Source organism: Methanobrevibacter sp. (assembly GCF_045130115.1).
Lineage (GTDB): Archaea > Methanobacteriota > Methanobacteria > Methanobacteriales > Methanobacteriaceae > Methanocatella.
On the sequence record NZ_JBGUPC010000006.1, the window covers coordinates 61,099 to 75,302 of the forward strand.

Below are 14,204 nucleotides of genomic sequence, written 5' to 3' on the forward strand. Positions count from 1 at the left end.
CAAAAAGTTAATATAATACTTATGTCCATATTTTAGTATAGGGAGATTAATATGAAAATATTAATTTGAATCAAGTATAGGAATATCAATATAAAGAAAATCAATTTTAAATAATATCAATTAAATTCAATATATTATTTACTTTTTTAAAATGGTGGAGGTCAAATTATGGAACAAAACCAAAATCAATATGACGATGTTGATATGGAAGCGATTCTTGATGTTATGGGATGTAAGACTAGACGTGATATCATGGATCTCTTAAGGGAAGAGCCAAGATTTGTTAGTGAAATATCTCAAGAGCTCCAAATAGGTCAGAAAGCTATCATTGAGCATTTAAGGGCTATGGAAGATGTCGGTATTTTAACATCTTCAACAAAAAAAGTGGTTAGAGGTCGTCCACGTAAGTATTATGATATGCCAAATGATGTGAATGTGCATATTACAATTACTAAAAACTCATTCAATGTATCTTTTTCTGAAGATTTATTAAATCCTCATAATGATATCAAACAATTGCCTTCTGGTGATGAGTGGTCTAAATTATTGGATATTGAAAAGAGAATAGATCAAGGTCATACAGAAGCTATTGAAGAATTGAAAGCTCAAATACGTTTATATGACAACTTGAAAGAAAGAGCAGAATACATTTTAGAAAGAACTTATAATAGATATTAGATATTAAAAAAATATATTATATAATTATTTTTATTATATAATTATTTTATGAAGAATATTAATAATATAATATTGTTATCTTTTTATTCTCTTTCCATTTTTCTTTCACTTTTTTTATAAAAAAATAGATTTAATAATAAATAATAGATTTAATAATAAAAAATAGAATTATAAATAATAATAATATTATTATAATTTATTTTATCTTATTTTCATCAGCTTATTTTCAAAGATTCTTTAAGTTTACTCCTGCAACTATCGCTTGTCCTAGTGATACTGATCCGTCTCCAGGACAAGAGTTGATGTGTTGAACAAATTCAAATCCTTCTTTTTCCACATATTCTTTAATATGTGCTGTTATTGCTTCGTTATAGAACACTCCACCAGTTGCACCAATTGTTTTGATTCCCTTTTCCTTAGCTGATTCTACAGCAAGCTTTGCAAGTCCAATGCTAACTGCCTTTTGTCCTGCAACAGCTATCTTATTAAGGTTTTCTCCTTCTTCAATCTTATCTATAATGTATCTCATTATTGCTGTAGTGTCAAGGATCATTCTTCTTCCATTCTCATCTTCGTATTCCTTGATGATTATTGGGAAATCTTCGAGAGTGTCCTCTTCCTTGTAATCATATGCATATGATTCCAATTTCATTGAAGCTTCACCTTCGTAACTACGTTTGTCACATATGTGAAGTGCAGTTGAAACAGAGTCGAGAACTCTTCCTGTACTGGTGTTTATACCAACGTTAAGATTGGTTTCCAGTTGCCTGAACAGGCTTTTTATTTCAATTGCCCCATGCTGGAATGAGTCTATGTAGTTATTGTTCAATAGTTCCTTTACATACTCTTCAGTGTACTTTTCACTTTCGTAGTCACTGTTTGGGTTAGACAATATTGCTGCCATCATTCTAACAGGATATTTGGTACATAAGTCTCCACCAGGCATCTTCTGAGGCATTAAGGAAACTGTTCTTTCATATTCCTTAATGTTTGTGTATAATATTTCTCCTCCCCATGAGTTGCCGTCTCCACCATATCCTACTCCATCAGCAGCTATGATAATCATTTCATTGTTTTGGCCATTTGTGTAATGGTCATTCAACAGTGAAATTCCATGAGCATGATGGTGTTGAACTGGTATCAATGGGCAATTGTATTCCTCAGCATATTCCTTTGCAAGTTTTGTTGTGAAGAATTGTGGATGCAAATCGCATGCTATTGCATCGAAACTGTCTGTTTTTGTAATCCTCATCATATGCTTGATTGCTTCTTGCAGGAACTCATAGGTTCTGTACTTGTTTGTATTTCCGATATGCTGTGATACATATGCTTTTGAATTCTTAAGGATTGTAAATGTAACATCAAGTTCCGGTCCAAGTGCAAGAATGTTGAGATTGTCGAATTCAGGATTAAGATTGGTGTATTTTCCTTTTAAGTCATAAGGCTCTGGAGTGTATCCTCTTGATCTTCTTATGAACGCAAGCTCATTGTTTCTGAATCTTGCTACAGAATCATCGCATCTGTTCAATATCCTTCTGTTGTGAATGAGGTAATAGTCAGCTATTGTGTCGAGATTTTTGAGTATTTCCTCATTTGTAATCATCATTGGCTCTCCAGGAACATTTGCTGAAGTCATGATGTAGGCTGGAGTTTCTGTATGATTGAATAAAAGATGATGCAATGGGGCATATGGCAACATCACACCAATGTTATGCAATCCCGGTGAAACTGACTGTGCAAAATCATAGCTTTCACTCTTCTTGAGGATTACAATAGGTCTTTCTTTTGACAATAATGTTTCCTCTTCAGCATCTGATACAATCGCATATCCTTTAACGGTTTCAATGTCTGGACTCATAACTGCAAATGCCTGATTTTCTCTTCCTAACCTTTCCCTTAGAAGGTTTACAGTGTCCTCAAGCATTACATTTGCCACTAAGTGTGTTCCTCCAATTCCCTTGATTGCAAATATCTTTCCTTCATCGAGGAGTTTTGCGGTTTCTTCCAATGGGTCTTCGCAATCAACCTTAACTGGAGTTTGATCATCATTCTTATACAATTCCAAAGATGGTCCACAAACTTCACAACAGCTTGCTTCTGCATGGTAACGTCTGTCTAATGGGTTTTTGTATTCCACCTCACATTCATCACATAATGGGAAGTCATCCATAGTGGTCTTATCCCTATCATATGGAACGTTTTCAATTACTGTAAAACGAGGTCCGCAATCGGTGCATGCATTGAATGGATAATTGTATCTTCTGTTGTTTGGATCGTTTATCTCTTCCAAGCACTTATCGCAGATTGCCAAATCTGGCGGAATGACGGATGTTCCAGAGAAACTGTCTGAACTTTCCTTGATTGTAAAATCAGCATATTTTTCGTCATCTGAAAGCTCTTCAGTTTCCAGATTGTTTATTTTAGCTATTGGCGGAAGCTCATTTTGAAGTTTGAATATGAAATCAGCTATTTTATCATCTGAACCTTGGATGATTATCTCAACTACATTTCCCAAGTTTCTGACATAACCTGAGAGTTCCAATTCAGTAGCTATCCTATATACGAAGGGTCTGAATCCTACTCCTTGCACAATCCCTTCAACCAATACCTTTTCTGTTTTCATGGTCACCATCTAAAATAAAATCATAAATAAAAATTAATATTCATAAAAAATATCATAATTAATATTCATAAAAAATATCATAATAAATAATCAATATAATAATTATATATTATAGTAATTATAAATCTTTTTAATATAATATTTTCGATTGAGATTAAGATTTAATAAAATTTTAAAAATCTATTTCAATAAATTTTATAATGTTTGTGATAAAATGAAGGAAATTCTTAAAAGTCTTGCTGAAGGTAAAATTTCAATTGAAGAATGTGATACTCTTTTAAAGGCTGAAAGCATTCGCCAATTAGATGATGTGGCTCAAATTGATACTTCTAGAATGGATAGGACCGGTTTTCCAGAAGCTATTTTGGCAGATAGTAAGGATTATGATGATTTGCTAACCATCATTAAAAGATTTTTTGAAAAACAGGAATCTGATAGTGATTCAATTGAATTGAAAAACAATATTATCATTACAAGATTATCTAAAGAAAGGTATGAATCATTGGAAAAGGATTTGGATTATCTTTTTGAAAAGGGAATTAAGTTTGATTACAATAAGAGAGCTAAAATTCTGATAATCTATAAGGATTCTTTAGTTGACTTCAATCCGGAATATGGCAAGGTAGGGCTTTTGACTGCAGGAACCTCTGACATTCCAATCGCTGAGGAAGCAAAGGTTATTGTTGAACAGGGAGGATGTGAAGTCATTAGTTCCTATGATATCGGTGTTGCAGGGATTCATAGGTTATTCCCACAGATTGCACATATGGTTGAAGAGGATGTCTGTGCATTCATTGTTTGTGCAGGAATGGAAGGGGCATTGCCTTCTGTAGTTGCAGGATTGGTGGATGTTCCAGTCATTGCGGTTCCAACATCTGTAGGTTATGGAATCGGTGCAGATGGAAAGGCGGCATTGTATTCAATGTTGCAGTCTTGTGCTCCCGGATTGTCAGTTGTCAATATTGACAATGGGTTCGGTGCAGGAGTTTGTGCTTTGACCATTGCTAAGAATATTGCTAAAAAGGTAAGAATGTCTAAAGAATAGGTATTTTTATTTTATATTACTTTATATTATTTTATATTATTTTTTATCAATTTTGATTATTTTAAATTGTATTATTTTAATATTTTAATTAAATTAATTTTTTATATTGGTGTTTATATTGATTTTTAGAGATTTCAATCCGGAAATTCATGATGTTTATAAAGTGGCTGAATTAATCTATGATGTTGATTATAGAACATTCAAGCATGTTTTCAAATCAAAGGAAGAAGGTGTGGAAGCCATTAAAAACAGATTGCTTTTGATTGATTTTGCAAAAGATGCTGAAGCGGATGAAAATGATTTGTTCTATGTCTTCTTTGATGATGAAGACACAGAGGAAAAGGAAATTATTGGAATGTTCAATGGTGGGAAAGGAGTTCAGCATTCTCTTTTCGGAGATATAAAAAATCAATTCAAAACTCTTAAGTTTTCTGAAGCATTAGGTCTTTCCAAAGTATCTTTCATGGATAATTTCGTTTTGGTTGATGTTGAGGATGATGACTTCTACATTTGTGAATTGGCCATTTGCTCTAATCAAAGGGGAAAAGGTTATGGGACAGAAGCATTGGATCAATTGATTCAACTTGCAAAGGATTTGGATTGCAAAAGAGTGGTTTTGGATGCGGACTTTAGAAATGATGGTGCATTCAGGTTATACAGTTCCAAAGGATTTAAAACATTCAATAGAAAATCATTTGGTGTTCCTGGTAAAAAAAGAGGGATGCGGAATATGGAGCTAATTCTCAAATAGCTATTTGGCTATTATTTTTTTATTTTTTAATTTTATTCGTAATTATTCAAACTAATTATTCTTTCATAAAAAAAGAAGATGATTATTGAAAGAATTATTTTCTCCTTCTTTCAAATTCTTCTAGAATTTCATCAAATTCCACTCCTTTGTATGCTAAAAGGAGCAATGTATGAAATATTAAGTCAACAGATTCATAAACCAAATTCTCATCATTTTTAGAAGCGATGAGAGTTTCTCCACACTCTTCAGCTATTTTTTCAAGGATCTTGTCCTCTGCCTTTTTATCGCTGTTTTTCATAATATTGGAGGTGTATGAGTCTATTGGGTTGTCTCTACGACTTTCCAATACTTCATAAACATCTCTTAAAATCTTGTCATCTACCATCAATTCACTTCCAATATGATTAGTGTTTTTGTTGTGTATTTTTAATTGTTTCAGTTAGTGCAATCAATGGATGTTGATCGTCATCAATGATGGTTATGTCATTAAATGAATTTAATCCTTGTTTTTCAGCGGTTTTTTCCATACCTAACTTAATGTCCTTATGGAAATCCACAACATAGGAGTCAATCTTATCCAAACCTAATTTTACAGAAGCCACTGCTCTATGGTGACCATCCACTAAAATGTACCTGTCCCCAGTTTTAACTACAATGGTTGGTTCTGCCAATCCTTTTTCAAGTTCATAGGTTCTTCCTTGCAATTCATCTGCATAAACCCTATCCTGTGTAGGTCTTATTTTCTCTACAGGAACTTGCTCTCTTGTTAAAGTGGTTTTAATGTCATAGAGTTTTTCCATGGTTTCCTTAAATGCATTTACTTTAGTTGGAGTTGACCTTTCAATATGTGACCTTACAATATCTGTGTTGGTCATAATCCCTTTTACATGTCTTTGCTTATCTACAACAGGAAGTCTTGAAATACCATGTCTAAACATCACTCTTGATGCATCGTTGATATGCATATCCTCTCTTGCAACAATTACATCAGTAGACATTATTCCGCTGACTTGATCAGTTACCCAATCCTTTAGCAATAAGTCGTATGCGGTGATAATTCCAACGATTTGTCCTTCTTCATCAACAACAGGATAACCGTCGTGCTTTGTTTGTTTCATTAATTTAATAACATCATTATTGAGAGTATCATATTTTACTGTAAATACGTCTTTTGTCATATAGTCTCTTACTGTTGCCTTTTCTGTATCCATAATCACCCTCCTATTTTGTAATTAAATTTTTGATAATATAAAGAAAAATTGAAGAAATTTATTCTTCAAGCAATTCTTTTAAGATTTTTACAGTTTCTCTTGGGTCTGCTTTTCCTTTGGTTAATCTCATTACTTGACCCATCAAGAAGTTCAATGCACCTTTTTCACCATTGTGGTAATCATCTACAGCTTTAGGGTTTTCTTCAACTGCTTGTTTAGCTGCAGCTTGAACTTCATCATCTTTAACTACACCAATCAATCCTAACTCTTCAGCTATTTGTTTTGGAGTTTGCTTGTTGTTTGGCATTTGTTCAATGATTCTTTGACCTGCTTTAGTGGTGATTTCCTTATTTAAGAGCATATTCAAGAATTCAATCAAGTCATCTGCCAAGATTCCACTTTCTGCAAAGTCAAGCTTATTGTAAGTCAATACCCTTTTAAGTTCGTCTCTCATCCATTTAGCGGCGAATTTAGGGTCAACTTCTTTAGCCACTTCTTCGTAGCATTGAGCCAAATCAAGTTCTGAGGTAAGCACTTTAGCGGATTCCTCATCGATTCCATATTCTTCAACAAATCTTTTCACTTTGTTGTGTGGCGCTTCAGGCATCACATCAAGAACCTTGTTGATTTGCTCATCGCTGATTTTCATTGGTGGCAAATCAGGATCTGGGATGAATCTGTAGTCATCTGCATTTTCCTTATCCCTCATTGAAACGGTAATCATTTGGGATTCTAAGAAAGCTCTGGTTTCCTGTTTGACTTCACGACCTCTTTTCAAGAGATTTTTCTGTCTGATCACTTCGAAGTTCAAAGCCTTGTATGCACCTTTGATGGAGTTGATGTTTTTCATTTCCACTCTGTTTCCACCATTGATGGAAACGTTTACGTCTGCTCTCATGGTACCTTCTCCACGAGCCCCTCCACTGTATTCCAATACTCTGATAAGCTCTTTTAAGAAGTTACGAGCCTCTTCTGGAGAGTGCATATCAGGTTCAGTTACGATTTCGATAAGTGGAATTCCAGAACGGTTGAAATCTACAATACCCCTATCCGGTTTGAATTGTCCAGGATCCTCTTCCATGTGAATTTCTCTGATTCTTACACCATTCAATTCACCTTCGTAACCTATTGGAACGGAAGTTTTCTGGTATCCACAAGGCAAGTCAGGATAATCATAGTGCTTTCTCATGAAATAAGTAAAGTTTTTATCAATTTTACAGTTAAGCATCAATGAAATCATTAAAGCGTTTTCAATAGCTTTTTCATTGGTTGGAAATGGTTTAGCACCTGGTTGGTTTAAACATACTGGGCAAACGTTTGTGTTTGCTGGTGCTTCTTGATAGTTTGTTGGACAGTTACAGAATAACTTTGAATCAGTTTCAAGTTGTACGTGAATCTCAAGTCCACACATCATATTTACGTCTATATTAATCCCTCCAAGGATTTTTAAATATTATATTAGTTGTTTTTTAATTAAATAAGAATAAGTAGTTAATAGAAATAAGCAGTTAACTTAAGAAAAGTTTTTAAAAGTTATGTTAATTAACTATAAATTCATATTATGTTAATTTATGTACTATTATATTTATAAAGATTTTCTTTATATAAAATATTAGATATTAAAAGAATTATTAAAAGAATTAAAAAAATAAGAATTATTTATATTTGTTTTTCAAGGAATCCTTAATGTATCTTTTTATATATTGATCCAATTCGGGACTGATTTCACTTTTTTCTGGACCTAATTTGCTTTTGTCTGTAAATGTTCCCTTAAGGGTTCTTCCAGTCCATTTAACTTCTTCTTCAACTCTTTTACCATATTTGGTTCCAAACATTTTAAAGAGTGGGAACTTAGTGATTCCATTGGCTCCACTTAAGATAAGGATTCCTATATTCGCCAAGTTGTCAGTCCATGTTCCGCAGATGATTTCCAAATCCGGAAATTCAAGCCTTATTGTAGAGACTACCTTAGCATAGTATAATGATGCCGGTTGGGAACTGTTTACATATTCAGTTTCCGGATGAGGATTTAATGAATAAAAGATCACTCTATCAATTTTATGTTCTCTGATGTAGTCCTTTAGGTATTCCACATCTTCAAAGCTTTCTCCAAGGCCTAAGATTATTGTAATTGCTTTTTTGAATCCCAAATCCCCTGCCTTATCCAACATATCACTGATTTGGTCCAATGGCTTGCTTGGGCAAACGGTCTTTTGAAATTCTGGATTTGCAGCTTCAACAGCACCAGTGATTCCTTTTATCTCAGAACCATATTCCTCCAATTCAGAAGTGATTCCAGTGTTTAGCCAAACTCCATCTCCAGTGATTGCATGTATGTTTTCAGCTATTGACTTGATTTCTGCAGTTGTGAATGATTTATATCCTCCAGATAGGAATTCTATATTCCAGCCAAGCCTGCTGCACATTTCAGCTTCTGCCAATATATTGTTCACTCTGCGCTTTGCTTTTGTCGGATCCTTGATTTTATTTTTTTGAGTGCTCATATAGCAGAATTTGCAGTCTCCCTTATCACACCACCATGATAAAAAAACAGCTCTTTCTAAGCTTATTTCATCGTATCCCTTTTTTAAGCTAAGATTGTTTGCTTTGGTGATTAATTCAAGTGCTTCAATGCTGTTTATATCATTCATGGTTTCACCTTTTGTCTTTTTTCTTTTGTCTTTATTTCTTTAATAATTTATATTTATTCTCATATATTAAATTTATATTAAAATTTTATTAAATTTTATAAAATAATGGGGAATATGGTATTTTTTCAAATTTTTTTGATAGAAACATTTATATACTATGTTAATCAACATAATATTACTGTATTATTCAGTATGTATTTTTTAAAACTATGATTTGCAAGCATGGGTTGTTTTGCCGTCGTAGCTCAGTAGGTAGAGCGTTCGGCTGTTAACCGATTGGTCACAGGTTCGAGCCCTGTCGACGGCGCTTATGGGCCCATAGCTTAGCCAGGTAGAGCGCTCGGCTCATAACCGGGATGTCATGGGTTCGAATCCCATTGGGCCCATTGTATAATCTAGTTTTATTGCATTCGTATTTTTTGCTCCGATGGTGTAGTCCGGCCAATCATTTCGGCCTTTCGAGCCGAAGACTCGGGTTCGAATCCCGGTCGGAGCATTTTTTATATTTGAAAGATATTTGGGAATCTCCTTCCCTCTCTTAGTAGCGGGGGTGTCCGAGCGGCCAAAGGAGACAGGCTTAGGACCTGTTGACGCAGGTCTACCAGGGTTCGAATCCCTGCTCCCGCATATTCTTTAATTTTTTTAGTTTTTATTCCTATTATGGTATTCATTTGCCGGGGTAGGGTAGGCGGTCATCCTACGGGACTGTGGATCCTGTGACTCGGGTTCAAATCTCGGCCCCGGCCCCATTTTTAAACTTTTTTTATTATTTCAACTCTTTTTAAACTACTTTTTCATTGCTTATTTTCTTTTTAAAAAAGTTATTTATTCCAATTTATTGAATATTACTTTTCAAATGCTCTAACTGCTTTTATTTATATGTAAAAAAATAAACTAAATATAATTAGGTTACATTTTATTAGCTTAAATTTTAATTAGGTTACATTTTAAGTGGGTTTTAATATGGCTAAAAAAGGTTCAGCTGAGGAAAGAGATTTAGTTCACAAATTATGGGATAGAGATTTTGCAGCTATGAGAGCTCCAGCATCTGGAGGGGCTACTAAAAAGCCATTGCCTGATGTTATAGCAGGAAATGGTAAGATTTACTTAGCTATTGAAGTAAAGACAACTACTAAAGATAAGATTTACATTGATCATCCTCAAATTGATGCTTTAATAGAGTTTTCAGAGACTTTTGGTGCAGATCCCTATCTTGGTGTTAAATTCAAATACACAAAATGGTTTTTCCTATCACCTGATTTAATTGAGAAAACAAGAAATGGAAATTATAAGGTGGAGAAGAACTACTGTTTGGAAAAGGCATATGAGATTGATGAAATATGTGGATTTGACAAGCAAGTTAAATTCTAGTCATCAAATTCTTATTTTATTTTTTTATTTTAACAATAAGTTTATATATTATTAAAACATACTTTATAATACTGTATTATTATTTATGCCAAGATAGCTTAGAGGCGAAGCGGTTGGCTGCAGACCAATTACACGGGAGTTCAAATCTCTCTCTTGGCTTTAGGTTAGCATATTTCATATGTTAATCTATTAAGTATGGGGTTATGGTGTAACCTGGCATCATCTGGGACTCCAGTTGTCTTTGAAGAAATACGCGTAGTCTGATGATCAGTATACATTGGTTATGTGATGACCAATTGGAGTACTGAGGCAAGAGAAATCCTAGGATCGGGGTTCAAATCCCTGTGACCCCATTTTTACTTAATTTTTTACTATTTTTAATAAAATATTTTTACTTAGATTTTTTCAATTTTTTCAGTTTATTTTAGGTTAATTTTTCAGTTTATTTTAGTTAAATTTTTCATATATTCCATTTTATTCGTGTTTTCTAATCTATTTTAGGTAAGTTTATTTACTATTTCTTAAAGAATATTTAATAGATTTTAAATTAATTTTTTAAGTGATACTATGGATAAAATCAATAATGTTTATTGTATTGAAGGAGTGATGGCTGATTCCAATTCCTATTTGATTGATAACACTGATTCAGATTCTGAATATAATTACATTTTAGTGGATGCTGGAACAGGCCAGAGCAATTCAAACTTATTTTCAAAAATCAAAGAGATAGGCATTGGTCCTGAGGATATAGAATTGATTGTAAACACTCATTGCCACTACGACCATGTTGGTGGAAATGACTTTTTCCCAAATGCAAAAATAGCTATTCATAAAATTGATGCTATTGCACTCAGAGATCCTGAAAGTGAATTGACTGTTTCCTCATTGTTCGGTTCAATTGTCAGAAGGCATGATGTTGATATTGAACTTGAAGAAGGGGATAAAATAGCCAATTTTGAAGTTATAAACACTCCTGGGCATACAAAAGGTGGGATATCATTGTATGATGGTGAGATTCTCATCAGTGGAGATACCATTTTTGCAAATGGTGGAGTAGGCCGTATGGATATTGGTGGAGACCCTAATGACATGAAGGAGTCATTAATGCGTTTAAAGGATTTGGATGTTGAATATTTGCTTCCAGGACATGGTCCTTGGGTAAAAAATGGAAATCAGCATATTGAAATGTCTTGCATGATGATGGGAATAAGATAATGATTATTTTATTCCTTTTTTTATTGGAAAAATAATTAGTTTGAATCTTTACGAATGGATATTTCATTCATAAAAAAATAGTGGGATTGGGGATTTAAAATCCGAATAATCCTCCAGCGCCCATAAATTTCTTTTCAGCTTTTTCAAAGGCATTCCTTTTTACAAGAATTGAAATCTTATCCCCGTTGCTTAATATGTCATCAGGTTGAGGAATTTCCAATTCGTGATTGTCATTATTCTTAGAGATGATAATGTAATCCTTGGTTGGAGAGAATTCAGAAACTTTCTTTCCAAATACCTTTGGATTTTTAATTGTCATATCTAAAATTTCAGCATTACCTGCACCAAAGGCGGTTAAGTCCGCTACATTAGGTCTTGTAATAATTTTTTCAAGGAATCCCGCAGCGGTTCGCTCAGGGCTAATTACCTTGTCAATTCCAACTTTTTTAAATGCCTCTTCGTGATCTGGATTACTTACCCTTGCAATAATTTGTCCATCAGTATACTCTTTTACTAAAATGCAAGATAATAAGTTTGATTCATCATTACCGGTAGTTGCTACAAAAACGTCCGCTTCTTCAATGTTCGCTTCTTCCAATGTTTTTGTATCAGTTCCGTTTCCACAAATAATCATAGCATCCAATTCTTCAGTTGCTTGATCACATAAGTCCTCATTGCTTTCAATAATTGTTACATCATAACCATGAATAATTAAACGGTCTGCAAGTGAAAGTCCTACACGACCCCCGCCCAAAATCACAATATACATAACAAACACCTAAAAACTTTTTTTTCAATGAATAAAAGATTCTATAATATTTTTTAAAAATCATTAATATTTATAATCATTATTTTTGTTGTAATCTTCAAAAATTTTAATGAAAATTAACATATTGTTTTAATATCTTAATTTATATTTATAAATCTTTCGTAATGTTAGTTTTTATATATTAAAACAATAAAAAAAGGAGTGTTTTTAAGCTTGTTTTTAAGAGGAATAAATGGTGTTTTTTATTCAATTGAACCATTTTTCTTCATGTTTTTAATTCTTCTTTTTGGATTTATCAATCCGCCGATTGTTCTAAAGACCACTAAGACTGGGATGATTTCCAATCTTCCAATCCACATCAAGAAAATCAAGGTCAATTTTAAAGGTGTTGGCAATCCTCCAAAGACTATGCCTGTACTTAATCCATTATTACATTGTAAGGAAACGATGTCAAATAATGCTGTAAATGGGTCATATCCATAGAGAGTCATTATTATCCATCCGCATATCATGAAAAATAGGAAAATCACTATATATGCAGATGCCTCTTTAATTTCCCTTTCATTTATTTTCTTTCCACCAATTCTTGTACTAACAACCCTTCCTTCCGGTGAAACAAGGTTAGTAACAGTTAAGTTCATTCCTTTAAGCACTGTAATTACCCTAATAAGCTTTAAACCACCACTAGTGGATCCTGAAGAACCCCCTATCAGCATTAAAACCATTAGAACAATAAGTGAAGAGCTGCTCCACCTTGCAAGTTCATATGGAGGAACTACATTTGCACCGGTAGTTGTAATTGCAGAAACTATGGTGAACAATTCTTCTATAGGGACCATTTTATTTGTTATTAGAATAAATGCGCTTGCAATGACAATCAAGCAAATAAGCAATTGGAACTGAACATCCTTCAAAACAGATTTTCCTCTTGTTTTGACAATCTTATAATGGATGGAAAAGCTTGTTGCACCTAAAATCATTAAAGCCATAGTGATAATGTAAACCAAGCTGTTTTGATAGAATCCAACATTTGCATTTTTGATTGACATTCCTCCAGTGGAAATGCTGGTAAATGTAAGATTTACAGCATCGAATATTGGAAGTCCTGCTAAAATAAAAAGAACTATTCCTGCCGCTGTATAAATCAAGTAAATTTCCAAAGCCTTTCTCAATGTATTTGCAATGTTTGGCTTAATTTTTTCCTCTCTTGCCTCTGATTTATATAATCTTGATGCAGCAGTACCTGATCTGATTAGAATTCCGATAAATATAATTACGATTCCCAATCCACCTATCCATTGTTCCAAACTTCTCAAGAATAAGATAGATTTAGGTAAGATCTCAACGTTTACAAAAAAAGTCATTCCACTACCTGTCCATGCAGACATGTTTTCAAAGAGTGCATCAACAAAGTGGATATCTAATGAAAGAGCCATGATTGAAGCCCCAATCAATGAAGCCCATAGCCATGCAAAGGAAGATATCAACATTCCATGTTTCAATCTAAGCTTATTGTAATTTTTGAATTGTTTAGTGAAAACAGTTCCTAAAATGAATGATATAAAACAAGGAATGAAAAAAGCGCTAACTTTTATGTACTCTCCATAGATTAATGCAACTAGGATAGGGACTAATAAAACGATACCTAATCCTTGCATTATGTATCCTAAATAATGGAGCACAACCAATAAATCCGCTTTAGAGATATATTTCCTTTTCATACAAATATTGATTATATCTTTTATATATTTAAATATTATTATGCTTTAGTTTTTATATATACAAACTATACTCGGTTAAGATATTATCTGAATGTGATTTTTGTTTAGTTAGTTTTTATATGTGCAAACTATACTGAGTTAAATATATAATTTTAAATAAAAGATTTAT

The 14,204-nt window shown here is 33.3% G+C and carries 12 protein-coding genes and 7 tRNA genes; 12 read left to right on the forward strand and 7 right to left on the reverse strand.

All coding sequences use genetic code 11. The annotated features are described in order from the left end of the window. The first annotated feature begins 168 nt into the window (after positions 1 to 168). Positions 169 to 678, forward strand: coding sequence for an ArsR family transcriptional regulator (locus ACJMML_RS01110; protein WP_296855645.1), 510 nt, complete (start codon positions 169 to 171; stop codon positions 676 to 678). 226 nt (positions 679 to 904) lie between these two features. On the opposite strand, the gene hypF is transcribed toward ACJMML_RS01110, so the two are convergent. After that, on the reverse strand, positions 905 to 3,301 hold the full coding sequence (gene hypF / locus ACJMML_RS01115; protein WP_405305594.1) for a carbamoyltransferase HypF: 2,397 nt from the start codon (positions 3,299 to 3,301) through the stop codon (positions 905 to 907). A 214-nt stretch (positions 3,302 to 3,515) separates the two neighbouring features. Here hypF and larB point away from each other — a divergent pair, with 214 nt between their 5' ends. Both larB and ACJMML_RS01125 read left to right on the forward strand, forming a co-directional pair. Then, on the forward strand, positions 3,516 to 4,346 hold the full coding sequence (gene larB, locus ACJMML_RS01120; RefSeq protein WP_296855648.1) for a nickel pincer cofactor biosynthesis protein LarB: 831 nt from the start codon (positions 3,516 to 3,518) through the stop codon (positions 4,344 to 4,346). Positions 4,347 to 4,464: 118 nt separating this feature from the next. Then, a complete protein-coding gene (locus tag ACJMML_RS01125) occupies positions 4,465 to 5,097 on the forward strand; it encodes a GNAT family N-acetyltransferase (RefSeq protein WP_405305595.1) in 633 nt (210 codons plus the stop codon). 94 nt (positions 5,098 to 5,191) lie between these two features. On the opposite strand, the gene hisE is transcribed toward ACJMML_RS01125, so the two are convergent. The 4 genes from hisE to ACJMML_RS01145 form a co-directional block, all read right to left on the reverse strand. Continuing rightward, positions 5,192 to 5,482: a phosphoribosyl-ATP diphosphatase gene (hisE, locus tag ACJMML_RS01130; protein ID WP_405305596.1), complete on the reverse strand. Its 291-nt coding sequence runs from the start codon at positions 5,480 to 5,482 to the stop codon at positions 5,192 to 5,194. 19 nt (positions 5,483 to 5,501) lie between these two features. Further along, the gene (locus ACJMML_RS01135) at positions 5,502 to 6,308 is read right to left on the reverse strand and encodes a CBS domain-containing ParB/RepB/Spo0J family partition protein (protein ID WP_405305597.1); all 807 of its coding nucleotides are present in this window, start codon (positions 6,306 to 6,308) and stop codon (positions 5,502 to 5,504) included. 58 nt (positions 6,309 to 6,366) lie between these two features. Beyond that, the gene (gene gatB / locus ACJMML_RS01140; RefSeq protein WP_405305598.1) at positions 6,367 to 7,722 is read right to left on the reverse strand and encodes an Asp-tRNA(Asn)/Glu-tRNA(Gln) amidotransferase subunit GatB; all 1,356 of its coding nucleotides are present in this window, start codon (positions 7,720 to 7,722) and stop codon (positions 6,367 to 6,369) included. Positions 7,723 to 7,963: 241 nt separating this feature from the next. Beyond that, positions 7,964 to 8,959 carry a radical SAM protein gene (locus ACJMML_RS01145; protein WP_405305599.1) on the reverse strand — a complete coding sequence of 332 codons (996 nt, stop codon included), beginning with the start codon at positions 8,957 to 8,959 and terminating at the stop codon, positions 7,964 to 7,966. A gap of 234 nt (positions 8,960 to 9,193) precedes the next feature. On the opposite strand from ACJMML_RS01145, the gene ACJMML_RS01150 reads away from it, so the two are divergent. The 9 genes from ACJMML_RS01150 (at position 9,194) to ACJMML_RS01190 (ending at position 11,545) form a co-directional block, all read left to right on the forward strand. Continuing rightward, positions 9,194 to 9,266 (forward strand) — tRNA-Asn (locus tag ACJMML_RS01150). Between the two features lie 5 nt (positions 9,267 to 9,271). Next, positions 9,272 to 9,345 (forward strand) — tRNA-Ile (locus ACJMML_RS01155). A gap of 35 nt (positions 9,346 to 9,380) precedes the next feature. Further along, a tRNA-Glu gene (locus ACJMML_RS01160) sits at positions 9,381 to 9,455 on the forward strand. A 48-nt stretch (positions 9,456 to 9,503) separates the two neighbouring features. Beyond that, positions 9,504 to 9,586 (forward strand) — tRNA-Leu (locus ACJMML_RS01165). A gap of 46 nt (positions 9,587 to 9,632) precedes the next feature. After that, positions 9,633 to 9,708: transfer RNA gene (locus tag ACJMML_RS01170), tRNA-His, on the forward strand. A gap of 214 nt (positions 9,709 to 9,922) precedes the next feature. Continuing rightward, entirely contained in the window at positions 9,923 to 10,330 is a 408-nt protein-coding gene (gene hjc / locus ACJMML_RS01175; RefSeq protein WP_405305634.1) for a Holliday junction resolvase Hjc, read from the forward strand. An 87-nt stretch (positions 10,331 to 10,417) separates the two neighbouring features. Next, positions 10,418 to 10,489: transfer RNA gene (locus tag ACJMML_RS01180), tRNA-Cys, on the forward strand. Between the two features lie 38 nt (positions 10,490 to 10,527). Continuing rightward, a tRNA-Trp gene (locus ACJMML_RS01185) sits at positions 10,528 to 10,683 on the forward strand. A gap of 214 nt (positions 10,684 to 10,897) precedes the next feature. Then, positions 10,898 to 11,545, forward strand: a complete 648-nt coding sequence (locus ACJMML_RS01190) for an MBL fold metallo-hydrolase (RefSeq protein ID WP_405305600.1) — start codon at positions 10,898 to 10,900, stop codon at positions 11,543 to 11,545. Positions 11,546 to 11,639: 94 nt separating this feature from the next. Here ACJMML_RS01190 and ACJMML_RS01195 read toward each other — a convergent pair whose 3' ends face one another. Beyond that, positions 11,640 to 12,314, reverse strand: a complete 675-nt coding sequence (locus ACJMML_RS01195; protein WP_405305601.1) for a potassium channel family protein — start codon at positions 12,312 to 12,314, stop codon at positions 11,640 to 11,642. A gap of 242 nt (positions 12,315 to 12,556) precedes the next feature. After that, a complete protein-coding gene (locus ACJMML_RS01200; protein WP_405305602.1) occupies positions 12,557 to 14,035 on the reverse strand; it encodes a TrkH family potassium uptake protein in 1,479 nt (492 codons plus the stop codon). Positions 14,036 to 14,204 lie beyond the last annotated feature (169 nt).